The 24,159-nt window shown below is 74.2% G+C and carries 21 protein-coding genes and 1 pseudogene; 7 read left to right on the plus strand and 15 right to left on the minus strand.

All coding sequences use genetic code 11. From position 1 onward, the window contains the following. Positions 1-16: 16 nt before the first annotated feature. Both ACIRD3_RS24730 and ACIRD3_RS24735 read right to left on the minus strand, forming a co-directional pair. Positions 17-1,741, minus strand: coding sequence for a nitrite/sulfite reductase (locus ACIRD3_RS24730; RefSeq protein ID WP_402220457.1), 1,725 nt, complete (start codon positions 1,739-1,741; stop codon positions 17-19). Positions 1,742-1,939: 198 nt separating this feature from the next. Next, a complete protein-coding gene (locus ACIRD3_RS24735) occupies positions 1,940-2,023 on the minus strand; it encodes a putative leader peptide (RefSeq protein ID WP_373313697.1) in 84 nt (27 codons plus the stop codon). Between the two features lie 177 nt (positions 2,024-2,200). Here ACIRD3_RS24735 and ACIRD3_RS24740 point away from each other — a divergent pair, with 177 nt between their 5' ends. Next, positions 2,201-3,589, plus strand: coding sequence for a YihY/virulence factor BrkB family protein (locus tag ACIRD3_RS24740; RefSeq protein ID WP_402220459.1), 1,389 nt, complete (start codon positions 2,201-2,203; stop codon positions 3,587-3,589). 94 nt (positions 3,590-3,683) lie between these two features. Here ACIRD3_RS24740 and ACIRD3_RS24745 read toward each other — a convergent pair whose 3' ends face one another. Next, positions 3,684-5,258: an FtsW/RodA/SpoVE family cell cycle protein gene (locus tag ACIRD3_RS24745; protein WP_402220462.1), complete on the minus strand. Its 1,575-nt coding sequence runs from the start codon at positions 5,256-5,258 to the stop codon at positions 3,684-3,686. Between the two features lie 208 nt (positions 5,259-5,466). On the opposite strand from ACIRD3_RS24745, the gene ACIRD3_RS24750 reads away from it, so the two are divergent. Next, entirely contained in the window at positions 5,467-6,597 is a 1,131-nt protein-coding gene (locus ACIRD3_RS24750; protein WP_402220464.1) for a cytochrome c oxidase assembly protein, read from the plus strand. Positions 6,598-6,872: 275 nt separating this feature from the next. Next, positions 6,873-8,036: a ribosome small subunit-dependent GTPase A gene (rsgA, locus tag ACIRD3_RS24755; protein WP_402220467.1), complete on the plus strand. Its 1,164-nt coding sequence runs from the start codon at positions 6,873-6,875 to the stop codon at positions 8,034-8,036. Positions 8,037-8,102: 66 nt separating this feature from the next. On the opposite strand, the gene ACIRD3_RS24760 is transcribed toward rsgA, so the two are convergent. Next, positions 8,103-8,582, minus strand: coding sequence for an ASCH domain-containing protein (locus ACIRD3_RS24760; protein WP_402220470.1), 480 nt, complete (start codon positions 8,580-8,582; stop codon positions 8,103-8,105). A 167-nt stretch (positions 8,583-8,749) separates the two neighbouring features. On the opposite strand from ACIRD3_RS24760, the gene ACIRD3_RS24765 reads away from it, so the two are divergent. Both ACIRD3_RS24765 and ACIRD3_RS24770 read left to right on the plus strand, forming a co-directional pair. Then, positions 8,750-10,318: a DNA-3-methyladenine glycosylase 2 family protein gene (locus tag ACIRD3_RS24765; protein WP_402220473.1), complete on the plus strand. Its 1,569-nt coding sequence runs from the start codon at positions 8,750-8,752 to the stop codon at positions 10,316-10,318. Continuing rightward, positions 10,315-10,869, plus strand: coding sequence for a methylated-DNA--[protein]-cysteine S-methyltransferase (locus tag ACIRD3_RS24770; RefSeq protein ID WP_402220475.1), 555 nt, complete (start codon positions 10,315-10,317; stop codon positions 10,867-10,869). Before ACIRD3_RS24765 ends, ACIRD3_RS24770 begins: the two co-directional genes overlap by 4 nt. Before the next feature lie 65 nt (positions 10,870-10,934). Here ACIRD3_RS24770 and ACIRD3_RS24775 read toward each other — a convergent pair whose 3' ends face one another. Beyond that, positions 10,935-11,537, minus strand: a complete 603-nt coding sequence (locus ACIRD3_RS24775; protein WP_402220478.1) for a GNAT family N-acetyltransferase — start codon at positions 11,535-11,537, stop codon at positions 10,935-10,937. A gap of 108 nt (positions 11,538-11,645) precedes the next feature. Next, on the minus strand, positions 11,646-12,152 hold the full coding sequence (locus ACIRD3_RS24780) for a MarR family winged helix-turn-helix transcriptional regulator (protein WP_402220481.1): 507 nt from the start codon (positions 12,150-12,152) through the stop codon (positions 11,646-11,648). Between the two features lie 144 nt (positions 12,153-12,296). On the opposite strand from ACIRD3_RS24780, the gene ACIRD3_RS24785 reads away from it, so the two are divergent. Next, the gene (locus tag ACIRD3_RS24785) at positions 12,297-13,976 is read left to right on the plus strand and encodes an MFS transporter (RefSeq protein ID WP_402220484.1); all 1,680 of its coding nucleotides are present in this window, start codon (positions 12,297-12,299) and stop codon (positions 13,974-13,976) included. On the opposite strand, the pseudogene ACIRD3_RS24790 reads toward ACIRD3_RS24785, so the two are convergent. From ACIRD3_RS24790 to ACIRD3_RS24810, 5 genes and pseudogenes are all read right to left on the minus strand, one after another. After that, positions 13,934-14,404 (minus strand): annotated as a pseudogene (locus tag ACIRD3_RS24790) (SMI1/KNR4 family protein); the annotation flags it as partial. The gene ACIRD3_RS24785 and the pseudogene ACIRD3_RS24790 overlap by 43 nt on opposite strands. After that, positions 14,391-15,116, minus strand: coding sequence for an aminoacyl-tRNA hydrolase (pth, locus tag ACIRD3_RS24795; RefSeq protein ID WP_402220487.1), 726 nt, complete (start codon positions 15,114-15,116; stop codon positions 14,391-14,393). The gene pth and the pseudogene ACIRD3_RS24790, both read right to left, overlap by 14 nt. Before the next feature lie 116 nt (positions 15,117-15,232). Beyond that, on the minus strand, positions 15,233-15,862 hold the full coding sequence (locus tag ACIRD3_RS24800; protein WP_402220860.1) for a DUF305 domain-containing protein: 630 nt from the start codon (positions 15,860-15,862) through the stop codon (positions 15,233-15,235). 86 nt (positions 15,863-15,948) lie between these two features. Beyond that, a complete protein-coding gene (locus ACIRD3_RS24805) occupies positions 15,949-16,614 on the minus strand; it encodes a DUF3105 domain-containing protein (RefSeq protein ID WP_402220490.1) in 666 nt (221 codons plus the stop codon). 102 nt (positions 16,615-16,716) lie between these two features. Then, positions 16,717-17,301: a hypothetical protein gene (locus tag ACIRD3_RS24810; protein ID WP_402220492.1), complete on the minus strand. Its 585-nt coding sequence runs from the start codon at positions 17,299-17,301 to the stop codon at positions 16,717-16,719. A 343-nt stretch (positions 17,302-17,644) separates the two neighbouring features. Between ACIRD3_RS24810 and ACIRD3_RS24815 the strand changes: the two genes are divergently transcribed. Beyond that, positions 17,645-19,411, plus strand: coding sequence for a hypothetical protein (locus ACIRD3_RS24815; protein WP_402220494.1), 1,767 nt, complete (start codon positions 17,645-17,647; stop codon positions 19,409-19,411). A gap of 264 nt (positions 19,412-19,675) precedes the next feature. Here ACIRD3_RS24815 and ACIRD3_RS24820 read toward each other — a convergent pair whose 3' ends face one another. The 4 genes from ACIRD3_RS24820 to ACIRD3_RS24835 form a co-directional block, all read right to left on the minus strand. After that, the gene (locus ACIRD3_RS24820; protein WP_402220497.1) at positions 19,676-20,275 is read right to left on the minus strand and encodes a TetR/AcrR family transcriptional regulator; all 600 of its coding nucleotides are present in this window, start codon (positions 20,273-20,275) and stop codon (positions 19,676-19,678) included. A gap of 81 nt (positions 20,276-20,356) precedes the next feature. Further along, entirely contained in the window at positions 20,357-21,412 is a 1,056-nt protein-coding gene (locus ACIRD3_RS24825) for an agmatine/peptidylarginine deiminase (RefSeq protein ID WP_402220500.1), read from the minus strand. Between the two features lie 26 nt (positions 21,413-21,438). Then, positions 21,439-23,160: an urease subunit alpha gene (locus ACIRD3_RS24830; protein WP_402220501.1), complete on the minus strand. Its 1,722-nt coding sequence runs from the start codon at positions 23,158-23,160 to the stop codon at positions 21,439-21,441. Next, positions 23,157-23,867 carry an urease subunit gamma gene (locus ACIRD3_RS24835; RefSeq protein ID WP_402220504.1) on the minus strand — a complete coding sequence of 237 codons (711 nt, stop codon included), beginning with the start codon at positions 23,865-23,867 and terminating at the stop codon, positions 23,157-23,159. The genes ACIRD3_RS24830 and ACIRD3_RS24835 overlap by 4 nt, the downstream gene beginning before the upstream one ends. Positions 23,868-24,159 lie beyond the last annotated feature (292 nt).

Here is a 24,159-nt window from a genome sequence, read left to right on the forward strand (position 1 = left end):
CTTGTGGTTCGCTCGCTCACGACAGCTGCTCCTCGGTCGCCCGGGCCGCCCACTGGGCGAAGCGCTCGCCCTCGGTGCGGTCGGCCTGGTAGCGGGTCAGCAGCCGCTCGACGTAGTCGGGCAGGCCGGCGCTGGTGACCTTGAGGCCGCGGACCTTGCGGCCGAAGCCGGCCTCCAGGCCGAGCGCGCCGCCGAGGTGCACCTGGTAGCCCTCGACCTGCTCGCCGTTCTCGTCGGTGACCAGCTGGCCCTTGAGGCCGATGTCGGCGACCTGGATGCGGGCGCAGGCGTTGGGGCAGCCGTTGATGTTGATGGTCAGCGGCTCGGTGAACTCCGGCAGGCGCTGCTCCAGTTCGTCGATGAGCGTCTGGCCGCGCCCCTTGGTCTCGACGATGGCGAGCTTGCAGTACTCGATGCCGGTGCAGGCCATGGTGCCGCGGCGGAACGGCGACGGGGTGACCCGCAGGTCGAGCGCCTCCAGGCCGGCCACCACCGACTGGACGTGCTCCTCGGCGATGTCGAGGATCAGCATCTTCTGCTCGGCGGTGGTGCGCACCCGGTCGCTGCCGTGGGCGGCGGCGAGGTCGGCGATCCGGCCGAGCAGCTTGCCGTCGACCCGGCCGACGCGCGGCGCGAAGCCGACGTAGAACCGCCCGTCCTTCTGCTTGTGCACGCCGACGTGGTCGCGCCAGCGGGCGGTGGGCTCGGCCGGGGCGGGGCCGTCCACCAGCCGGTACTTGAGGTACTCGTCCTCCAGGACCTGACGGAACTTCTCCGCGCCCCAGTCGGCGACCAGGAACTTCAGCCGCGCGCGGTTGCGCAGGCGCCGGTAGCCGTAGTCGCGGAAGATGCCGATCACGCCGCCGTAGACGTCCGCCACCTCGTCCAGCGGGACCCAGGCGCCGAGCCGCACGCCCAGGCGCGGGTTGGTGGACAGGCCGCCGCCGACCCACAGGTCGAAGCCGGGACCGTGCTCGGGGTGGACCACGCCGACGAAGGCGATGTCGTTGATCTCGTGCGCGACGTCGAGCTGCGGGGAGCCGGAGACGGCGCTCTTGAACTTGCGCGGCAGGTTGGAGAAGTCCGGGTTGCCGATGAAGCGGCGCTGGATCTCGTCGATGGCGGGGGTGCCGTCGATGATCTCGTCCTCGGCGATGCCGGCCACCGGGGAGCCGAGGATGACGCGCGGGGTGTCGCCGCAGGCCTCGGTGGTGGACAGGCCGACGGCCTCCAGCTTCTGCCAGATCGCCGGGACGTCCTCGATCCGGATCCAGTGGTACTGGACGTTCTGCCGGTCGGTCAGGTCGGCGGTGCCGCGGGCGTACTGCTCGGAGACCTCGGCGACGGCGCGCAGCTGGGCGACGGTCAGCCGGCCGCCGTCGATGCGGACGCGGAGCATGAAGTACTCGGCGTCCAGCTCGTGCGGCTCCAGGATCGCGGTCTTGCCGCCGTCGATGCCCTCCTTGCGCTGGGTGTAGAGCCCCCACCAGCGCATCCGGCCGCGCAGGTCGGCCGGGTCGATCGAGTCGAAGCCGCGGTGCGCGTAGATCGTCTCAATGCGTGTCCGCACATTGAGACCGTCGTCGTCCTTCTTGAACTGCTCGTTGGCGTTCAGCGGCGTGTAGTGGCCCATGCCCCACTGGCCCTCACCGCGGTGACGGGTCGCCTTGCGGGCCGCGGCGGGGCGGCGCCCGACGGGGCGGTCGGCCGTGGGCTCGACGGTCTCGGGGGAGGTGGCCATGGTGAAGTCCTTCGGGGCAGGTGGCGCTGGCGCCGATCGGGTCGCTGGGCGTGCTCAGCCATGCGGTGCTGCTCTGACCTGCGGGTTTCTCAGGACCGGGAGGGCAGTGACCGAGGCCGGGCGGGCGCCTGCGCATCCGTTGCGGCGGGGATGGCGGGAACGGGCGGCGCCGGGTGCGGTGGTGCGGCGGGGATGGGCTCAGGTCACCGGACAGATGGCGCTGGACACGCGAAGGAGATCGACGTGGAGTCGACCTACTAGGGTGGTTCCGGCGCTACGCATGGCAAGAGATTCGCACGGCCCGGGACTCGCGGTCCACTAACATCCGAATGCTGGACGCTGATGTTTCGTCATGTGGGACGCCCGGGAGTTCCCGCCGCTCCCCGCCCGGGCGGCCGGCCACGCGACCGCACCCCGGCGAGATCAACCGGAGCGCCCCGGCCCGATACGGTTGGCCCTGTGCAAGCAGCAGGCGATACGAGCAGACCGAACCCCGAACGGCCCTCCCGGCGCCGGGGCAAGGGCTCCCGGCGCGCGGCCAAACAGGCCACCTGGCGCCGCACGGCGTGGGAACTGGTCAAGGACACCACCAACACCTGCGTCGAGTACCGGGTCACCGGCCTCGCCGCGGAGGCGGCCTTCTTCACACTGCTGTCGATCCCACCACTGCTGCTCGGCCTGGCCGGCACGCTCGGCTACCTCGACGAGTTCGTCGGACAGGGCACCATCGCCGGGCTGAAGAAGAGCATCCTCTCGGCCTCCGGGACGGTGCTGTCGGACTCCTCCGTCAACGAGGTCGTGGTCCCGCTCCTGGACGGGGTGTTCGACCGCACCCGGCCCGACCTGGTCTCGATCGGCTTCCTGCTGTCCCTCTGGTCCGGCTCCAGGGCCCTCTACATCTTCATCGACACCATCACCGTCATGTACGGCCTCGACGGCAAGCGCGGCATCGTCAAGACCCGGCTGATGTCGCTCAGCCTCTACTTCGGCGCGCTGGTGATCGGCTCGCTGGTGCTGCCCCTGCTGATGCTCGGTCCGGGGCTGCTGGAGAACGCGGTGCCGGGGGTGTCCGGACTGGTCGGCGTCCTCTACTGGCCGGTCGCGATCGTGCTGCTGACCGTCTCGCTGACCACCCTCTACCACCTGGCCGTCCCGGTCTCGACCCCGTGGCGCGAGGACATCCCCGGCGCCCTGGTCGCCCTGGTGGTGCTGGTCTTCTGCAGCGTCGGCCTGCGGGTCTACCTGGTCAGCTCGGTCGAGGGCCCCTCGGTGTACGGCTCGCTGGCGGCGCCGGTGGCCGTACTGCTGTGGATCTTCGTGGTGGCCCTCGCCGTCCTCATCGGCGCCGCCATGAACGCCGCGATAGACCGCCGCTGGCCCACCCTGGAGACCGCCGACGCCCGCGCCGAGAACGAGCGGGCGCACGAGGAGGCGGCCGCCGCCGTGGTCCGCGAGGTCGCCGCCCGGCGGGCCGTCGAACGGGCCCGGCGCGCCCGCGAACTCGGGCTCGCCGAGGGCGCCGAGGAGGAGTGGGGCGAGGAGGACGGCGAGGACGTCGACGTGCCCTCCGAGTACCCGGAACGCTGGGCCGACGTCCTGGCCGCCGACAACGTGCGCGGCCGGCTCACCGCGCGCGGTGGGCCGCACCACCGGCCCGCCCCGCCGCCGCCGGACTCCGACCGGCCGTCGGGGCCGCCGCCGGGGCCGCCGTCCGGGCCACCGCCGGGACCGCCGTCCGGGCCGTCTCCGGTGCCGCCGGGGCTCTCCGGACCGCCGGGGGGTGCCGGGCCCTCCGGGGGGCCGGGGTACCCGCCGCGACCGCCCCGCCCGCCGTGGGAGCAGCGGTAGCCGGGCGGGGTCGGTCGACCGTCGAACGGGCAGGGCCTCCTCCGCGGGTGCGGGGGAGGCCCTGCCCGTTGGTGCGGGTGCCGAGGCCTGAGGTCTACCCGGCGGCCGGGTTCGGGGGGTAGCCGTACTGCGGTGCCGAGCTCTGCGGTGCCGAGCTCTGCGGGGCGGCCGACTGCGGGGTGACGGGGATCGGGGCCGCCGGGGTCGGGGCGGGGCTCCGGGGCGCCGGGTCGGTCCCCGCCCGGTCGCTCCCCGTCGGGCGGGCCCGGGCCGGGAGCGGCTCGGGGGAGGGCTGGGCGGGCTCCAGCGCGGTGCGCCCGGAGGAGTCGCTCAGCTTGATCAGCAGCGCGACCATCAGCCAGTTCGCCAGCAGGGAGGAACCGCCGGCGGCCAGGAACGGCAGCGCCTTGCCGGTCAGCGGGACGAGCCCGCTGACCCCGCCGACCACCACGAAGATCTGCAGCGCCAGCGCCGCCGACAGACCGGTGGCCAGCAGCTTGCCGAACGGGTCGGTCAGGCCGACCGCGGTGCGCAGCCCGCGCTGGATCAGCAGCACGTAGACCAGCAGCACCGCCGTGACCCCGGCCAGGCCCAGCTCCTCGCCGATGGTGGTGAAGATGAAGTCGCTGCGCCCGGCGAAGCCGATCAGCCAGGGCCGGCCCGAGCCCAGGCCGGTCCCGGTCAGGTGCCCGGTGCCCAGGCTGAACAGCGCCTCGGCGGGCTGCTCGGAGATCGCCTTGTCGTGCACCGGCTTGTAGTAGTCGAGCGGGTGCAGCCAGGCCTCGACGCGGCCGTGCACGTGCGGCTCCACGGTGCCGACCACCGCCGCGCCGCCGACCGCCATCAGCAGGCCGAGCACCACCCAGCTGGTGCGCTCGGTCGCCACGTACAGCATCACGATGAAGACGCCGAAGAAGATCAGCGAGGTGCCCAGGTCGCGTTCGAAGATCAGCACCAGCAGGCTGACCACCCAGATCGCCAGCACCGGCCCGGCGTGCCGGCCGCGCGGCAGGGTCATCCCCCAGACCTTGCGGCCGGCCAGGGCGAGCGCGTCCCGGGAGGCCATCAGGTAGCCCGCGAAGAAGATCGTGATCGCGACCTTCACGAACTCGTCCGGCTCGAAGGAGAGCCCGAACAGCCGGATCCAGCGCTTGGCGCCGAAGCTGTCGCTCGGCGAGGCCACCGGCGCGGCCAGCAGGATCAGCGCGCCCGCCATCAGCAGGTAGACGTAGCGCTGGAAGAAGCGGTGGTGCTTGACCAGCACGATCAGCGCGATCGCCGCCGCCACCGAGATGAACACCCACATCAGCTGCGAGGGCGCGGCCGGGAGCTTCTGGTAGTCGCCCTTGGCGCTGTGGGCGGCCTTGTAGCTGAAGTCCAGCCGGTCCAGCAGCACCAGCCCGAAGCCGGTCAGGAAGACGCCCAGCGGCAGGATCAGCGGGTCCGCGTACGGCGCGAACCGGCGCACCGCCAGATGCGCCACCCCGGCCAGGGCGCCCAGCGACAGGCCGTGCACCAGCAGCCCGGGAGGCAGGGAGCCGGTCAGCGCCAGCCCGGCCTCGACGTGCCCCGCCAGACAGACGACCACCGCGAACACCAGCAGTCCCAGCTCGATGGTGCGGTGGCGAGCGGCCAGTCGGCGGCCCTCGCCGCGTGCAGTGCTGTGCACTCGTGTCGTCCCCTTGTCACCCCACGTGGCGGGAGTCGCCGACGGGCATCCTGCCAGACGTCCGGGCCCCCGCCGCGGTTGCGGACGGAGGGGTTTCGAGGGCAGAACTTTGCCTGGGCAAAGCCTTGACGGTGTTCGGTAAAGCCTTGTTCAGGGACGGGTATAGAGGTGGGCCCCGCGCGTGGCGGGCCGGTCGTGCGGAGCCATCATGGCCGGGCGCCGCGGCGTCCGCCGGCCCGGCGGTGGTGGCGGTGGCGGTGACTTCGGTTTCGGCTTCGGTTTTGGCTTCGGCTTCGGGTTCGGCGAGGTGGGCGGACGGATGAACGGTGTGCTGGACGGCCCGGCGCAGGGCGCGGTCTCCGCACTCGCCTACAGCGGGCCGCCCCCGTGGCAGTGGTCCGACCTGGTCACCTCCTGGACGGCCGAACCACTGGTGCTCGCCCTCTCGGCGCTGCTCGGCGTCTGGTACCTGGCCGCGGTGCGCACCGTCGACCGCGCCGGCGGCGAACGCTGGCAGCCCACCCGCACCGTCGCCTTCCTCGGCGGACTGCTGCTCTGGATCTGGTGCACCTGCTCCGGCCTCGGCGTGTACGAGCGGATCCTGTTCACCGACCGGGCCGTGCAGGTCGTGCTGCTGCTGATGGTCGTCCCGCTGCTGCTCGCGCTCGGCGCGCCCGTCTCGCTGCTCGTCCGGGCCGCGCCGCCGGCCCGGCGGGAGCGGATCCTGCGGGCGCTGCGCAGCCGCCCGTCCAAGGTGCTGATGTTCCCGGCCGTCTCCACCGCGCTGCTGATGGCGCCGCCGTGGCTGCTCTACTTCACGCCCTGGTACGAGGAGTCGGTGTCCAGTGCGGCCGGGAACCTGCTGCTGCACCTGGCACTGGTGCTGCTCGGGCTCGCGTACTTCTGGCCGCGGCTGCAGATCGACCCGGTCGGGCACGAGTACCCGCACCTGGTCGGGCTGTTCATCACCTTCGCCGAGGTGATCTTCGACGCCGGGCTCGGGATCGTGCTGATCTACGGCGGCCACCTGGTCGCCGAGCACTACTACGTGGCGCTCGGGCGGCCGTGGGGGCCGAGCCTGGCGCAGGACCAGACCTGGGGCGGCAACGCGTTCTGGGTCCTGGGGGACCTGGTCGGGCTGCCGTTCCTGGCCGCGCTGGTGCGGCGGATGGTGGTGCAGGGCCGGGAGGAGACCCGGGCCGTGGACGCCGAGCTGGACGCGCGCTTCGAGGCGGCGGCCGAGCAGGCGCGGGCGGCGGGGCAGCCCGAGGAGGAGGAGACGGGGATGCGGCCGTGGTGGCTGGACGACCCGAACCTCAAGCACCGGTACGGCGGCTAGCGCGGGCGTGCGGGAGGGGCCTGCGGGGTGCGTTTCCGCAGGTCGAAAATGGGTTGGCGGGGGAGGGGTGCTCCGCTAGCGTGTGACGTGTTCGGTTCGGGGGCCTTCGGGTCGCCCGAGGAGTAGAGAGCAGGAGGTGAACCCCCGTGGTCGTTGTCGCCCGGATGGCTGCCCAGGGCAGCACTCGCGTTCATCTCCTCTTCCCGGCCGCCGGCTGAGCCCTTTCGCGCCAGCCGTAGCCCGCCGGGACCATCTCCTCCCGAAGGGCCACTGCGTTGTCCAACGCTGCCTCCGTTCCGTCGTTCTCTTCTTCTTTCTCCTCTTCCTTCTCCTCCTCTTCCGGCTTCGCCGACGGTTCCGTGTCGGCCGGCTCGGCGCTGACCGACTACGGCTGGACGGCTGAGCTCGACGAGCTGTTCGCCCCGCTCGGCGAGGCCGGGCTGCTCCCGGCCCGGATCGTCCGGGTCGACCGCGGCCAGTGCGATGCCGTGATCGCCGACCCGGAGACGGGTGAACCGCGTACCGTCCGCTTCGACACCCGGCCGGTGGGCGACGCCGACATGATCAACTGCCCGTGCACGGGCGACTGGGCCGCCGTGGACCTCCACGCCCAGCCGATGGCGGCCGTCGCCGCGCTGCTGCCGCGCTCCACCGCGATCATCCGCAAGGTGGCCGGCAAGCGCTCCGACGGCCAGGTGCTGGCGGCCAACGTCGACACCGTGCTGATCGCCTCCTCCCTGGCGAGCGATCCCGACCTCGGTCGGATCGAGCGCTTCCTCGCCCTGGCCTGGGAGTCCGGCGCCGAGCCGCTGGTCGTCCTCACCAAGGCCGACCTGGCGGACGACGCCGACTTCATCCGGTCCGACGTCGAGGCGGTCGCGCCCGGGGTCACGGTGCTCGTGGTGAGCGCCGAGACCGGCGAGGGCATGGACGTGCTGCGTGCCTGCACCCCCGGCACCACGGCGCTGATCGGCCAGTCCGGCGTCGGCAAGTCCACGCTCACCAACGCGCTGGCCGGCTCCGACGTCATGACGGTGCAGGAGGCCCGCGCCGTCGACCAGAAGGGCCGGCACACCACGACCACCCGCGAGCTGATCCCGCTGCCCGGCGGGGGCGTGCTGATCGACACCCCCGGGCTGCGCGAGGTCGGCCTCTACGGTGGCGAGGGCGTGGACCTGGCCTTCGCCGACATCGCCGAACTGGCCGAGGAGTGCCGCTTCCACGACTGCGGGCACCACACCGAGCCCGGCTGCGCCGTGCGGGCGGCCCTGGAGGACGGCAGCCTGCCGCAGCGCCGGATGGACAGCTACCTCAAGCTCCAGCGCGAGAACGAGTGGATCGCCTCGCGCTCGGACGCCCGGGTGGCCAAGGCCCGGCTGCAGAAGTGGAAGGCGATCACCAAGTCGATGCGGGCCGCGGGAGGTCCGGTGAAGCGCTGACCGTTCGACCGGCGGTCCGGTCGGGGTGTCCGCCGGGCCCGCCGACCTCCGCAGGGCCGGGCGGGCTCAGCGGAGGTCGGCCACCAGGCGGAAGCGCTGGAGGACCAGCGGGGTGGTGTCGTCCACGGTGAATCCCGGGTCGTCGAGGGCGGCGAGCATCTCCGGGCTGCGCCAGAACCGCTCGTGCGTCGCTCGCCACTCGGCCACGCTGCCGTAGCCCTCGCCCTCGTCCAGGGCGTGCTGCAGGTCGACCTCGGCGAGCGGGACCACCCGGACGTCCGTGGTCTCGATCACCGCGACCCGGCGGCCGTCCGAGTCGAGGACGGCCGCCCGCTCGCCGGGCTGCGGCAGGGGCTCGTCCTCGTGCTCGTAGTCGGCGACCAGGCCGGTGGTGCTGGTCTTGGCGCCGCTCAGGACGGCGGCGACCAGCTGGTCCCGCAGCGGGCCGGGGAAGGCGAACTCCTCCGGCGGCAGGGCGGCGACCCGCGGGTCCTCCGGGCCGGCGTAGGGGTGGTCGGCGGGCTGGGTTGCGGGCTGCTCGCTCATGGGGCGAGCGTAGCCGCGGCCCGATCGGTCGGCCCGCGAATTTCGGGCGGGTCAGGGCGGGTCAGGGCGGGTCAGGGCGGGTCAGGGCGGGGCTGGTCAGGGCTGATCAGCGCCGGGGCCGGGCAGGGGCCGAGTTGGCGGGGTCCTGCCGCCGGCCCCGAACGGCGATGTCCGATTCCCGCCAGTCACCCCCCGTCCGATCCCGCAGACTGGACAACGTGATCGACGACGACATCCGGTACCGAGCCGTGGACAGCCGCGACGCCCGCTTCGACGGCGTCTTCTTCACGGCCGTCACCTCGACCGGCATCTACTGCCGACCGAGCTGCCCCGCCGTGACCCCCAAGCGCGCCAACTGCGTCTTCTACCCCAGTGCCGCGGCCGCCCAGGGCGCCGGCTTCCGGGCCTGCCGCCGCTGCCGTCCCGATTCGGTGCCGGGCTCCCCCGAGTGGAACCACCGCGCCGACCTCGTCGGCCGGGCGATGCGCCTGATCGGCGACGGCGTGGTGGACCGCGAGGGCGTCGCGGGCCTGGCCGGCCGCCTCGGCTACAGCTCCCGGCAACTGCAGCGCCAGCTCACCGCCGAGCTGGGCGCCGGTCCGATCGCCCTGGCCCGCGCCCGTCGCGCGCAGACCGCCCGTCTCCTCCTGCAGACCACCGAACTGTCCGTCACCGACATCGCGTTCGCGGCCGGCTTCGCCTCCGTCCGCCAGTTCAACGACACCGTCCGCGAGGTCTACGACCGCACCCCCAGCGGCCTGCGCGCCGAGGTCGCGGCCGGCCGTCGCACCGCGACCCCGACCGGCGGGCTGACCCTGCGCCTGGCCTACCGCGGAGCGCTGGACAGCGACCACCTGGTCGACTTCCTCGCCCTGCGCGCCGTCCCCGGCGTGGAGGAGGTCGTCCCCGGCGCGCGCCCCGGCGTCCGCACCTACCGTCGCACCCTCGCGCTGCCGTACGGCCACGGCATCGCCGAGGTCGACGGCCTGGCGCCGGGCGAGCCGCGCACCCGCGGCTGGCTGGACTGCCGACTGCTCCTCGCCGACCTGCGCGACCTGCCGACCGCCGTCCAGCGCCTGCGCATCCTCTTCGACCTGGACGCCGACCCGCTGGCGGTCGACGACCAGCTCGGCGCGGACCCGCTGCTCGGCCCCCTGGTCCGCGAGCGCCCCGGACTGCGGTCGCCCGGCCACGTGGACCCGCACGAGCTGGCCGTGCGCGCCGTCCTCGGCCAGCAGATCAGTGTCGGCGCCGCCCGTACCCTGGCCGGCCGGCTCGCCGAGAAGTACGGCACCGCGCTGCCCGAGCCCAGTGGCGGGCTGCGGCTGCTCTTCCCGACCGCGGCGGCGCTCGCCACCGCGGACCCGGAGGACTTCGCGATGCCCGCCGCCCGGCGCCGCGCGCTCACCGGGATGTGCGCGGCCCTGGCGGAGGGCGTGGTCCGGCTCGACAGCGGGGTCGACCGGGAGGAGGCCGCGGCCGGGCTGCTGGCCCTGCCCGGCATCGGCCCCTGGACGGTCGGCTACCTGAGGATGCGGGCCCTCGCCGACCCCGACGTCTTCCTCCCGAGCGACGTGGGCGTCAAGCACGGCCTCGTCCGACTCGGCGCGCCCGGCGACCCGAAGTCCGCCGCCCGCGCGGCCGAGGCCTGGGCCCCGTGGCGCTCCTACGCGGTCCACCGGCTGTGGGCCGGCCCCGCGACCACCAGCACCGGAACGGAGAACACAGCAGCATGAGCACCACCGAGCACGCCCCGAGCGAGCACGCCCCGGCCGACCTCGCCACCACGGTCTACACGACGATGGAGAGCCCCTTCGGGCGGCTGCTGTTGAGCGGCGTCCGGCCCGAGGGCGGCGGTCCGGCCGCGCTGGCCACCGTCACCGCGCCGGGCCAGAAGTACGCGCTGGCCGAGCCGGCCGACGACTGGGTCCTCGACCCGGAGGCGCTGGCGGAGCCGGTCGCCCAGCTGACCGCCTACTTCGCCGGTGAGCGCACCGAGTTCGACCTGCCGCTGGCGCCGGTGGGCACCGAGTTCCGTCGCAGGATCTGGGCCGCGCTGGACGCGATCCCGTACGGCACGACCGTCACCTACGGCGAACTCGCCGAGCTGGCCGGGCAGGAGCCGCGCATGGTCCGCGCGGTCGGCGGCGCGGTCGGCGCCAACCCGCTGCTGATCGTGCGCCCCTGCCACCGGGTGCTCGGCGCCAACGGCGCGCTCACCGGCTTCGCGGCGGGCGTGGACCGCAAGCGGCTGCTGCTGGAGCTGGAGAGCGGGACCCTGTTCTGAACCGATCAGGCCTGACCCGATCAGGCCTGACCTGATCGGGCCTGACCCGATCGGGCCTGAGCCGATCAGGCCGAACCGCGGAGGTCCACCCGCCAGTTGTGGCTGCGCATGAACCGCCCGGGCGGGAACTCGAAGTCGGTCGCGCCGAGCAGCGTGAACCCGGCCTTCGCGCAGACCGCGTTGGAGGCGGGGTTGTCCACCGAGGGGAAGGCGTGCAGGTACCGGTGGGCGGCCTCGCGGCGGGCGGCCGCGACCGCGAGACGGGTCGCGGTGACGGCGATGCCCCGGCCCTGGTGGCCGGGCAGCACGTTCCACCCCATCTCGTGGACGGTCTCGCCCTCCCAGGTCCGGGTGCCGTAGCCGACCGTGCCGACCGCCTCGCCCTCGGCCGCCCGGCCCCCGGTCGCCTCACCGGTCGCGTCGCCGATCGCGTCGCCGATCGCATCGCCGGTGTCCTCGGTGGTCGCGTCATCGGGGAGCAGCACGATCCGGTACATGCAGCCCAGCCCGGACGGGACGAAGTCCAGGTACCGGCCGTGCCGGACGAGCAACTGCTCCTCGGTCTCCGGTCCGCCGACGTGCTTCTTCATCTCCGGCGTGTTGACCCGGCGCAGGAGCGCCAGATCGGCGTCCGTCCAGGGCTCGATGCGTACCCGTGCTGTCCTCATGCCGGGACGGTAGCGGTCGGCCAGGGGCGGTGACCAGCGGTTTTGTGGCTGCACCGCGGCTCAGCCCCGGCTCCCGGCGGCTCAGCCGCGGCCGTGGCTCCCTGGGGCTCAGCCGGGCTCGGGGCCGGTCCCCGGCTGGGCGAGGGCGCGGGCGAGTCGCTCCAGCGCGGGCAGGGCGTCGACGACCGCCGCGCGGTCGACCGGGTCGAGGGTGTCGAGTGCGGTGGCGATGCGGCGTTCGTGGGCGTGCTGCCAGTCGTCCAGCTGCCGCCGGCCGGCCGTGGTGAGGGCGATCCGGGCGGTGCGGCGGTCGCCGGGGTCGGCCTGGCGGTCCACGAAGCCGGCTTCGAGCAGCTTGCCGACGAGTCCGCTGACGGTGTTGGGCGCGAGCCGCTGCCGGGCGGCCAGCTCGCCGACCCGCAGCGGCGCGGCGGCGAGCGTCTGGAGGAGTTCGACCTGCGCCATCGGCAGGGACTCCCAGGGGTAGTCGGTGCGGATGCTGCTGCGCAGGGCGCGGCGCAGCCGGGTGACGGTGTCGGTCAGCCGCCGGGCGTGCTCGACCGCCGGATCGGTGCCCTCGGTGGCGGAGTCGGGAACGTGGTGTGACGACGGCATGGCGGACAGCGTATCTCCTGGTCCGGGGCGTTCCGGGGGCGCCGTCCGTCCCTCGGACGCCGTGCGGGCGCCCTGTGAGACGCTTCGTATCGCAGAGCGATCTGATCGTAGAAAGAACATATCTGTATCCGATATATTCGGACCATGAACGCCACCGCCCTTGTCGCCCGCCTGCTCACCGAGCGGCCGCGGCCCCGCGGCATCGCCGGCTGGCGCCACGCCCACTGGCTGGCCGTCGGGACGGTCTGCCTCGGCGCCTTCCTCGGTCAGCTCGACGCCAGCGTCATCGCCCTGGTCTTCCCCGCCATCGGCCACCACTTCGACGCGGGCTTCGCCGCCGTCGAGTGGGTCGCCCTCGTCTACCTGCTCGTCCTGGTCGCCCTGCTGGCCCCGATCGGCTGGCTGTCCGACCTGGTCGGCCGCAAGACGATGTACCTCGGCGGCTTCGCCGTCTTCGGGCTGTCCTCGCTCGGCGCCGGGTTCGCCGGCAGCCTCTGGATCCTGGTCGGCTGCCGTGCCGTCCAGGCCGTCGGTGCCGCGATGATGCAGGCCAACAGCGTCGCGCTGGTCGCGCGCGGGGTGCCGGAGCGCGCGATGCGGCGCGCGCTGGGCATCCAGGCCTCCGCCCAGGGCCTCGGGCTGGCGCTCGGGCCCAGCCTCGGCGGGCTGCTGGTCGAACACGCCTCGTGGCGCTGGGTGTTCTGGGTCAATGTGCCGATCGCCGTGTTCGGCATCCTGGCCGGCTGGTACCTGCTGCCCCGCACCCGGACGGACCGCCCGGCCCCGGCCGTCGTACCCGGGCTACCCGGGCTTCCCGGGCTGCCAGGGCTGCCCGTGCTACCCGGTCCCCGGAGGGCCGGTCCCCGGCGCGACGGACCCGCCCGGGGCGACGCCCGTTTCGACCTGCCCGGCATGCTGCTGCTCACCTGCGCGACCACGTCGCTGCTGCTCGCCCTGTCCACCGCCTCCGGCCTGCCGCTGCCCGGCTGGGTGGTCGCCGTCCTGCTGCTCGCCGCCGCCGTGCTCACGGTCGCGCTGGTGCGCCAGGAGCGGCGGGCCGCCCGGCCGATCCTGGCGCCCGGCCTGGTCAACACCCCGGGCGTGCGGTCCGGCCTGGCGGTCGCGCTGATCGGGTACCTGCTGCTGTTCTGCCCGCTCGTGCTGGGCCCCGTCCTGCTCACCGGCGCGGGCGTGTCCACGGCCGGCGCGGGCCTGCTGGTCACCCTGCTGCCCGCCGCGTTCGCCCTCGCCGCGACGGTCGGCGGCGGACTGCTGCCCCGGGGCTGGTCGGACGTCACCAGGTGCCGGTTCGGCGCGGCCGTCGCGGCCGGCGGGCTGCTGCTGTTCGCGCTGCTGCCGGCCTCGACCGCGTCGGCGGCTCCGCTACTGGTCGCCGGGTACGGGTTGGGCCTGTTGCTGCCGGCCAACAACGCGCTGGTGATGCGGGCGATACCGGCGCAGTGTTCGGCGGTCGGCGGCGGCATGGTGAACATGGCGCGCAGCCTCGGCACGGCGCTCGGGATGGCGCTGTCCGTCCTCGGTGTCCACCTGGCGGGCGCGGCGTCCGGTGGGCGGACGGTGCTGGTCGTCCTCGCGGCGGTCGCGGCGGCGGCCGCGGTCCTCACCCGGCCGGCCCGCGGCCCGCTCCGGCGGTCCCGGGGCGGGCGCGTCCCCCGGGTGCCCGGGCGGTCTCACACGAAGTCGTCGGCCGCGGTGAGGCCGTCGAGGAACGACCGGAAGTCCGGGGCGAGCGGCACCTCCCGGCCGAGGTCCGCCTCGAACCAGGTGACGGACGGTTCCCCGTCCCGGCCGCCGTCCCGGTAGTCCAGCCCGATCCAGCACGGGCCCTCACCCGAGAGCAGGACCACCGGCGTGGGCAGCCCCCACTCCGCGACCAGGTACGGGCTGTCGAGCAAGGTCAGCGCCCACGGGTGGCGGCCGATGCCCAGGAGCCAGTCGAACGGGACGTGGTCGGCGCTCCACGAGGTCGGCCGGTCGGTCGGGAAGGCGTTCCGGTCGTCCGCGACCTCGCCGCCGTCGCGGTGGCGCAGCAGGTCCAGCAGGGCGGCGGGGAGCGTGACGCCGAGCAGCCGCTGGGCCTCGGCCACCGCCTCGGCGGTCAGGGGAGGCCGTGGGTCGTCGGGCCGTGCGACGAGCAACCGCGCGCCGGCCGGCTGCGTGCCGTCCTGCCGTGCGCCGTTCCCGGGCCCGGTGTCCCGCGGGGTGCGCCGGAGGTCGTCACCGCGCGCCACGGTCGGCCTCCGCGCCCTGGCCGGGCTCCGTCCCGTGACCGGTCTCGGGCACGGGAGGGGCCTCGGGCACGGAAGGCGCCTCGGCGGCCGGGCGGGCGTTCAGGGTGTCCTGGGCGCGGTTCAGGCCGAGCCGCACCAGAGTCTCCAGCGCGTCCGCGCAACGGTCCAACTCGCCCGGCATCGCGGCCAGTTCGTCGTCCGAGAAGCTCTTCAGCACGAAGTCGCCGACGCTCTGCCCCTTCGGCGGCCGCCCGATGCCGAAGCGCAGCCGGACGAAGTCCCGGGTGCCGAGCACCTCGCCCACCGAGCGCACCCCGTTGTGGCCGCCGGGCCCGCCGCCGCGCTTGAGCCGGGCCGAGCCGAACGCGAAGTCCAGGTCGTCCTGCACCACCACCAGCCGCTCCACCGGCACGCCGTACCGGCGCAGCAGCGCGGCCACCGGGCGGCCGGACAGGTTGATGAACCAGAGCGGCTTGGCCAGCAGCACCGGCCGCCCGTCCACCGCGATCTCGGCGACCAGGGTGGCGAGTCCGCGCCGCCGGAAGCGGGCGCCGTGCCGCTCGGCCAGCCGGTCGACGGCCAGGAAGCCCGCGTTGTGCCGGGTCTGCCGGAACCACGGGCCGGGGTTGCCCAGTCCGGCGATCAGCCAGGGGGTGCCGGAGGAGCCCGAGGAGCCGGTCGAACCGGGGGAACCGGGCGGGTGGAGGGTCATACGAGCTGCTCCGCGAGGGGGTGGGGAACGGCGGACGGCCGGGGCGCGGCGGGGACGGTACGGGACCGTCGGCCGCGCCCCGGCCGTCCGGGGAACGAGAGGAGTGCCGAGCCGGCTCAGGACGCGGGCACGCCGGGGGCGGCGCCGCGCTCCTGGAGCATGTCGGTCATCAGCTGCAGCTCCGAGGTCTGGGCGATCACCATGGACTGCGCGAGCCGCTTCTCGGTGTCGTTCTTGGCCAGGTCCACGTAGCCCTGGGCCATCTCGACGCCGCCCTTGTGGTGCTCGATCATCAGCTGCAGGTAGAACACCTCGGCGTCCCGCCCGCTGAGCGAACGCAGCTTGGCGATCTGGGCGTTGGTGGCCATGCCGGGCATCAGCGAGCCGTCGTGAGGCTGGTAGTCGTGGCCCATCTTCATCCAGGCCATCGGCTTGGCGGACGAGTTCTGGGTCAGCCCCCACTGGTCCAGCCAGCCCATCATCATCCCGCGCTGGTTGGCCTGGGTGTTGATGATGTCGAAGGCCAGGGTGCGGGTCGGCTCGTCGCCGGTGCGGTCCCGGACGGCGAACGACAGGTCCACCGCCTGCTGGTGGTGGGTCGCCATGTCGCGGGCGAAGCCGGCCTCGGGCGAGTCGTCGGCCGGGACGGACAGCGAGCTGCCGGACGCGGAGGTCCCGCTCGCCACCAGGGCCGGTACGCCGAGCGCCAGCGCCACGGCGGCGGCCAGCGCGGCCGGCCACCACAGCCGCCGGCGCGGGGACCCGGCCCCGCCGGTCTCCTCGGTCGCGGAGTCCTCGGTCGCGGCCCCCTCGGTGCGGCCCGCGTCGGCGGTCACATCGCCCCCATGGTGCAGGAGGCGCCGGGCTCCTGGGTCTGCTTGCCCTGGACGTACTTGGTGAAGAACTGGTTCACCCGGGGGTCACTGGCGCTGTCCACGACCAGCTGGGTGCTCCAGGCGTTCAGGGTGATGGTGCCCTGCTCGTCCGGGTACGGGCTCATCAGCGAGTACGGGGTGGCCTTGACCTTGTCGGACAGGGTCTTGATGTCGTCCGGGGTGGCCTTGCCGTTGTACGTCACCCAGACCGCGCCGTGCTCCAGCGAGTGGACGGCGCGCTCGTTCTCGACCGGCTGGTCGTAGACGTGGCCCATGCAGTCCAGCCAGACCGAGTTGTGGTCGCCGCCGACCGGCGGGGTCATCGGGTAGGTGACCTTGTCCTTGACGTGGTTGCGGGTCAGCTCGCCGAAGGTCTTCACGCCCGGGATGTCCGCGTTGGCGGCGGCTTCCTTGTCCTTCTTCTTCTGGTTCTGGTCCATGACGACCCAGGTGCCGGTGGCGATCGCGGCGATCACCAGCACACCGGCCGCCACCGAGGCGACGATCTTGTTCCGGCGGTCGCGGCGCTGCTCGGCGGCGCGCAGCTCGGCGATCCGGGCGCGGCGGTCGAGGCCGGCCTGCTTGCCGCCGGACTTGTTGGACTGCTTCGAGGCGGAACCCATGGTGGTGTCCTTGTCTCCGCCGCGCACCGGTCGGTGGCGGCGGTCGGCTGGAAGGTGAGGCGGGGCGGATCCGCCGGCGGCTGGGCCGGCGGTGGGTTCCGCTCAGGACCGGTGGACCTGCAGCGCGTGCAGATCGGGCGCCGGGTGCGAACCGTCCAGCAGGCCCGCGGGCACCACCCGGGGCAGCGCCTCGGGCGCGGCCGGGGTGAGCGGTGACACGGCGGGCTGCGGCTGCGGCGGCGGATTCGGCAGCTGGGCGTCCTGCGGGCAGTACGGGTGGCTGGAGCAGCCGTTGTTGCGCGGGGGCTGGCCGTCGGCGGTGCAGAGGATCCAGTGCCCCTGGTCCTCGGCGATCCGGTGCTGGTCGGCGGCCGTCGGGGCCTTCGCCGCCGGGGCGGCCCCGGGGGCCCCGGCGAGCTTCGCGGCCCTGGCGGGCCGGGTGGTGGACGCGGCGTGGCCGGTGTGGGGCGCTTGTCCGGTCGCGACCTGGACGCTGACGACGGTGACGGCACTGACCGGGCCCGCGGTCGGCGCCGGACGGGCGGGCCCGTCCATCGCCTTCGCCTGGCCCGCGCAGGGCAGCATCGTCAGCAGGGCGACGAGCAGCAGGACCAACAGCGCACCCACCGGGCGGCCCGCCGGTGCGGCCCTCCCCGGTCGGGGCGAGCTGGGGGCCGACGCGGTCATGCGCACATTTAATCAGCCGAACGAGTGAAGCGATGCCCCCCATCGGCCCTCATTTTTCCGGGGCTCACACGCCCGGATGTCCAGGAAACACCCTGCTCCGGGCACATCCGGCAAGCACGGACGGAACGGAAGCGGACCAGCGGCGGACCGGACGGCGGCACCCGCGGTGACGCGGCGCCGTGCGGGCGACGAACCGGCTGGTCGGCGCGGTGGCCGGGATGTTCCGGTGGGTGACCGGTTGTCGCCGAATCCCGGACAGGGTCGTTGCACGTGGAGAACAATGACGTCGAGCCCGGCCCGCCCGGGGGCGGCGCGCGACCACGGACCGAGCAGGAGCCGCCAGATGAGCAAGCAGGGTGCACCCGCACAGCCGCACCGGCCGGAGGACGGCTGGTGGGACACCGTCTACGACGGCCCGGCGGGCACCCTCCCGGACACCCCGCACGCCGACCCGGGGGACGGCAGCGTGGACGAGTGGTTCGACACGGCGGTCGGGCTCATCGGGCAGCAGCGGTCGGCGGAGGCGGCTGCGGAGCCGTCGACGGGGGAGCCGGCGGCCGGGGAGGCGGAGGCAGGGGAGGCGGCGACAGGCGAGCCGTCGGCCGGGGACGCGGAGCAGCCCGAGCCCACGGGGGACGACGGTGACAGCCTCGACGACTGGTTCGACACCGCGGTCGGTGTGATCGGGGGAGCGGAGGGGATCGGGCGGCAGCGGACGGCTTCCGCCTCCACGGAGACCCGCCGGTTCCGGGCTCCCGCCTTCGCCGACGACGCGCCGGAGGCGGAGGTCGCTCCGGTCTCACTGGAGAAGGACACCCCACCGTCCGTCCCCGAGCCGGAGCCGGTGCCGGAGGCTGAGCCCGAGCCGGAGGCCGTTGCCGCCGAAGCTTCCGAGCCTGCGCCCGAGCCCGAGCCCGTTGCCGAGCCTGAGCTCGCCGAAGCTTCCGAGCCCGAGCCCGAGCCCGAGCCCGTTGCCGAGCCCGGGCTCGCCGAAGCCGCTGAAGCCGAGCCCGAGCTCCCCGAAGCTCCCGCACCGCCGGACGTCCTCGAAGCGCCCACCCCCGACCCGACGCCCGAACCCGAGCCCGACCACGCCCCGGCCCCCGAGCCCGAGCCGGAACCACTGCCTCCCACCGCCACCGCCACCGTCCCCGACCCCCGGCCGCCCGTCCGCGCACCGCTCGCCGACGGCGGGGTCGCCGTCCCGCACGTCGGCGGGCGCCCCCCGACGTACGGGCCCGAGCCGACGGCCGTCCCGGAGGCGGACCCGGGTGCGCTGCGGGCACTCGTCCCGGACACCGTGCTGGAGGGTGCGCAGTACGGACCGTCCGTGCTGCGCGCCGCGTCCGTCCGGGGCGACTCCGCCCGCTACCGGGGCGAGCCGCGCCGGGACTCCCTGCTGGTCACCCGGTTCGGTGACGGGCCCGAGGGACTGCTGCTCGCCGTCCTCGGCGGCTTCGACCGGACGGGCGGGGCGGCGGACGACACGGTCGGCCCGGAGGCCGTCGCCACCGCGACCGGTGAGGCTTGCCGCCACCTGGCCGCCGCCATCGGACGCAGCCGGGCCGGACTCGCCGCCGACCTGCGCGACGGCGCCCGGGACCGGCTCCGCTACGGGCTCCAGCGGTTGGCCACCGGCGCCGCCGCCCCGCTGCGCGCGCTGGCACCCCGGCCGGAGGGGGACGACACGCCGTCCCCGGCCTCGCTGCACTGCCTGATGGTGTCGCTCGACCCGGCCGCCGGCTACCGCGCGGCCTTCGGCGTCGGCCCCGGCGGCCTCTACCTGCTGCGCTCCGGGCACTGGATCGACGCGTACGCGGCCCGCCTGCTGCACCACCCGGACGGGCAGCCGCCGGTGCCCGAGGCTCCGGTCCCGGACCCGCGCCCGTTCCGCTTCCGGCTCGTCCCCGCGACCCCGGGCGACATCCTGCTCCTCTGCACCCCCGGCCTGGCCCGTCCGATCGCCGACGAACCCGCCGTCGCCCACTTCCTCTCCACCCACTGGGCCCACCCCCACCCCCCGGGCACCGTCGACTTCCTGCGCCAAGTCCAGGTCCGCGCCAAGGGCTACGCCGACGACCGCACGGCCGCCGCCGTCTGGACGGAGTGAACGGAGGCCCGGTCCAGCCGTCGACTCACCTCACCCGGGATCCGCCCGTGCCCACCCGTGCACCGGAAGTCGGCCCATCCGACTTCCGGTGCACGCGACTCCCGGCGAGTCGGGTCGAATCTGTAGACCGGTCTGCCTATTGCCCCGAGAGTCACCGTGGAGGCCGACCGCAGGCCCCGACCGGAAGTCGGCCCGGCCGACTTCCAGTGCGCACACCCCGGGTGAGGGGGGAATCAGTGGCCCGGTCGGCCGAGTTCTCGCGGCTCAGGCGCGGAGGAGGATGGCGGCCACGGCGGTGGCCTGGGTGAGGGCGGCCGGGGGGTGGGTGTCGGGGAGGCCGATGGCGATGGGGACGGCGAGGCCGTCGAGGAGGGCGCGGATCTGGGTGGCGCGGTCGGCGGTGGGGCCCGGGGTGAAGTGGCCGGTGGCGGTGCCCTCCTCGATGAGGGCCACCAGGTCGGCCTGCCAGGGGGCCTCGATCTCCTGCTGGCCCTGGCGGATCTCGGCGCTCGCCGGGGAGCGGCCCCACACCTCGACCCAGAGGATCCAGCGCGGGTCCCCCGCCCCCTCGGGCAGGTAGAGGCGCAGGTAGGCGTCGAGGCGCTGCCAGGGGTCGAGGGAGTGGTCGGCGAGGGCGTCGCGGCGGCGGGCGCCGAGCTGGTCCTCGCTCCAGCGGAGGGTCTCCAGCAGCAGCTGGTCCTTGCTGCCGAAGTAGTAGAGCAGGTGGCCGGCGCTCATCTGGAGCTGTTTGCCGAGCCCGGCCATGGTGAGTTTGGCGAGCCCGTGTTCGGCGATCGCGGCCCGGGCGGTGGCGAAGACCTCCTCGCGGGGGCGTGCCGGCCGGCGCGGGCGGGGATCCGCCATGTGCGTTGCTCTCCCTCGGTGGAACGGAGGTTCGAAGGCTACCCGGGCGGGAGCGCGCGGCTCCCGCCCGGGGTGCGGGCGTCAGAGCGCCTTGGGCTGCTGCTGGGTGATGCAGTGGATCCCGCCGCCGTTGGCGAAGATCTCGCGGGCGTCGACGAGTTCGACGGTGCGGCCCGGGTAGGCGCGGCCGAGGATGGCGGCGGCCTCCTGGTCGCGGGGGTCGGCGAAGGCGCAGAGGATCACGGCGCCGTTGGCCACGTAGTGGTTGATGTAGGAGTAGTCGACCGGCTCGCCGTCCTCGTCCAGCAGGACGGTGGGGGCGGGCAGTTCGATGACCTCCAGCGGTCGGCCCTGGGCGTCGGTCGAGGCGCGCAGGATGGCGACGAGCTCCTGGCAGACCTCGTGGTCCGGGTGCGCGGGGTCGGGCTGGACGTGGGCGACCACGACGCCGGGGCGCACGAAGGAGGCGACGATGTCGATGTGCCCGCGGGTGCCGAACTCGTCGTAGTCGCGGGTGAGTCCGCGCGGCAGCCAGATCGCCTTGGTGGTGCCGAGGAAGGCGTGCAGCTCGGCCTCGACCTCCTCCTTGGTCCAGTCGGCGTTGCGGCCCTCGCCGAGCTGGACGGTCTCCGTGACCAGCACCGTGCCCTCGCCGTCGACGTGGATGCCGCCGCCCTCGTTGATCAGCCGGGAGGCGAAGCGCTGGACCCCGGTCAGCTCGCCGATGTGCTCGGCGACGTGCTGGTCCTTGTCCCAGCGGGCCCAGGACTGCGCGCCCCAGCCGTTGAAGATCCAGTCGGCGGCGGCCACCGAGCCCTTGCCGTCGATCAGGAAGGACGGGCCGATGTCGCGCATCCACGCGTCGTTCAGCGGGCGCTCGACGATCTCGACCCGCTCGGAGACGTACTTGCGGGCCTCGGCCGTCTCGCCGGTGTTGACGATCAGCGTCACCGGCTCGTACTTCACGATGGTGTCGGCGACGGCGGCCCAGGCCTCCCGGCCGGCGTGCAGCGCCTCGGGGCTGTCGAAGGTGGGGTTGGTGGTGGGGAAGGCCATCCAGGTGCGGTCGTGCGGGTGCCACTCGGCGGGCATCCGGTAGCCGAGCGAGGCGGGCGTGGGGGTGGTGGGGGTGGTCATCGTCGAGTCCTTGGGATCAGGGGAGATCAGAGGAAGTAGAGCCGGCTGAGCGAGACGCTGTCGGCCGGTTCGGAGCGCAGCGGCGCGCCGTCCAGCGAGACCAGCCCGGTCTCGGTGACCTCGACGTGGCCGACGCGGGCGTTGCGCACCATGTCGCGCGGCCCGATGCCGCGGGTGCCCCGGACGCCGACGCGGCGGCGGCGGGTGGGCAGCCCGTCGGCGGGGCGGTCGAGGTAGGCGCCGTCGGCGGCGGCCTGGGCGACGAAGGCCACCGAGATGTCGGCGGCGGTCGCCCCGTGGGCGCCGAACTGCGGGCCCAGGACGAGGGGTTCGCAGCGGTCGGTGGAGGCGTTGGGGTCGCCGACCACACCGTACGCGGGGAATCCGGCCTTGAGGACGAGCTGCGGCTTGGCGCCGAAGTGGTCCGGGCGCCAGAGCACGATGTCGGCGAGCTTGCCGACCTCGATCGAGCCGACCTCGTGCGAAAGGCCGTGCGCGATGGCCGGGTTGATGGTGAGCTTGGCGATGTAGCGCAGCACGCGCTCGTTGTCGTCGCCGCTCTCCGTCGTCCCGTACGAGCCGGCGCCGTCGAGCGGGCCGAGCTCGGTCTTCATCTTGCCGGCCATGGCGAAGGTGCGGCGCACGGTCTCGCCGGCCCGGCCCATGCCCTGGGCGTCGGAGGAGGTGATGCCGATGACCCCGAGGTCGTGCAGCACGTCCTCGGCGCCCATGGTGCCGGCCCGGATCCGGTCGCGGGCCATCGCCGCGTCGCCGGGCAGGTCGACCTTGAGGTCGTGCGCGGAGACGATCATGCCGAAGTGCTCGCCGAGGGCGTCCCGGCCGAACGGCAGGGTGGGGTTGGTGGAGGAGCCGATGACGTTCGGCACGCCCGCCATCTTCAGCACGTTGGGGACGTGCCCGCCGCCGCAGCCCTCGATGTGGAAGGCGTGGATGGTCCGGCCCTCCAGCACCTTCAGGGTGTCCTCGACCGACAGGCACTCGTTCAACCCGTCGGTGTGCAGGGCGACCTGGACGTCGTACTCCTCGGCGACCCGCAGCGCGGTGTCCAGCGCGCGGGTGTGCGCGCCCATGTCCTCGTGCACCTTGAAGCCGGACGCGCCGCCCTCGGCCAGCGCCTCCACCAGCGGGGCCGGGTCGGAGGACGAACCGCGGCCCAGGAAGCCGATGTTGACCGGCCAGGCGTCGAAGGCGTTGAACGCGTGCCGCAGCGCCCAGGGCGAGTTGACGCCGACGCCCCAGACCGGGCCGAACTCCTGGCCGATGATCGTGGTGACGCCGGAGGCCAGCGAGGCCTCCATGATCCGCGGCGAGAGCAGGTGGACGTGGGTGTCGATGGCGCCGGCGGTGGCGATCATGCCCTCGCCGGAGACGATCGTGGTGCCGGTGCCGACCACGACGTCCACCCCGTCCAGGGTGTCCGGGTTGCCGGCGCGGCCGATCGAGGCGATCCGGCCGCCGATCAGGCCGATCGAGGTCTTGCGGATGCCCTGGACCGCGTCGATCACCAGCACGTTGCTGATCACGACGTCGCAGGTGTCGCGGACGGCCGCGGGCTTGAGGTGCAGGCCGTCGCGGGCGGTCTTGCCGAAGCCGGCCAGGAACTCGTCGCCCGGTGCCTGGGAGTCGGACTCGACGCGGACGATCAGACCGCTGTCGCCGAGCCGGACCCGGTCCCCGGCGCGCGGGCCGTGCACGGAGATGTAGTCGTGGGGGGTGATCGAACTCATGACGGCACCTCCGCGTCGTCGAAGCTGGTCAGGTAGCCGGTCGCGCGGGCCTTGGCCAGGGCGGCCTCCTTGGCGCCGGGCGCGTCCAGCGGGCCGTCCACCAGCCCGGCGAAGCCGATCGCGACCCGCTCGCCGCCGATCGGCACCAGGCCGACCTCGACGGTGGCGCCCGGGTCGAAGCGCACCGAGGAGCCGGCCGGCACGGCCAGGTGGGTGCCGTACGCGGTGGCGCGGTCGAAGGCCAGGCGCGGGTTGGCTTCGAAGAAGTGGAAGTGCGAGGTGACCGAGATCGGCACCCCGGAGGTGTTGTGGACGGGGAGCAGCAGCGTCTCCTCGACCGGGTCGTAGCCGGCGCCGTCGCCGATCAGCGCGCCGCCGGGCGCCTCGTCGCCGAGCGAGCCGGCGCCCTTGAACGGGTCGTTGACCACGGCGAGGCGGGTGCCGTCCTCGAAGACGGCTTCGACCTGGACGACGGTGACCACGTCCGGCACGCCGGGCAGCACGTCGTCGGCGGTCAGCACGGAGCGGCCGGCCTCGATGGCCTCGGCCAGGCGCCGGCCGTCGCGGGCGGCCTCGCAGACGGTGTCCGCGATCAGGGCGGTGGCCTCGGGGATGTTGAGGCGTACGCCTCGGGCTCGGCGGGCGCGGGCCAGTTCGGCTGCTGTGAAGATCAGCAGCCGGTCCCGCTCGGTGGGGGTCAGTCGCACGGTTCCTCGCTCGCGGTCGCCGGGGGAGGGGGTCGGCTCGGGGCCTCGGGGGCTTCCGGGGTCGATGTTAGAACGTCGTTCAAACATCTCGGGCCATTGAACCCGGACCGGGCCGCCCTGTCCAGCGTTGCCGGTCCGCGCGGGTTCGGCTCCCTGGGCGGGGGATGGGGGTGAGGGACCCGAGCCGGGGCGCCGGGCCGGGCCGAGGGCCCGGCGCGCGGCGGGAGCGGGGCAGGGGGCGCGCGGTCGGGCGCACGGCTCGTACGGGCGCGGGGTGTGCGCGGGATCGGGT

The sequence above is a fragment of the Kitasatospora sp. NPDC093550 genome, assembly GCF_044764985.1.
GTDB lineage: Bacteria > Actinomycetota > Actinomycetes > Streptomycetales > Streptomycetaceae > Kitasatospora.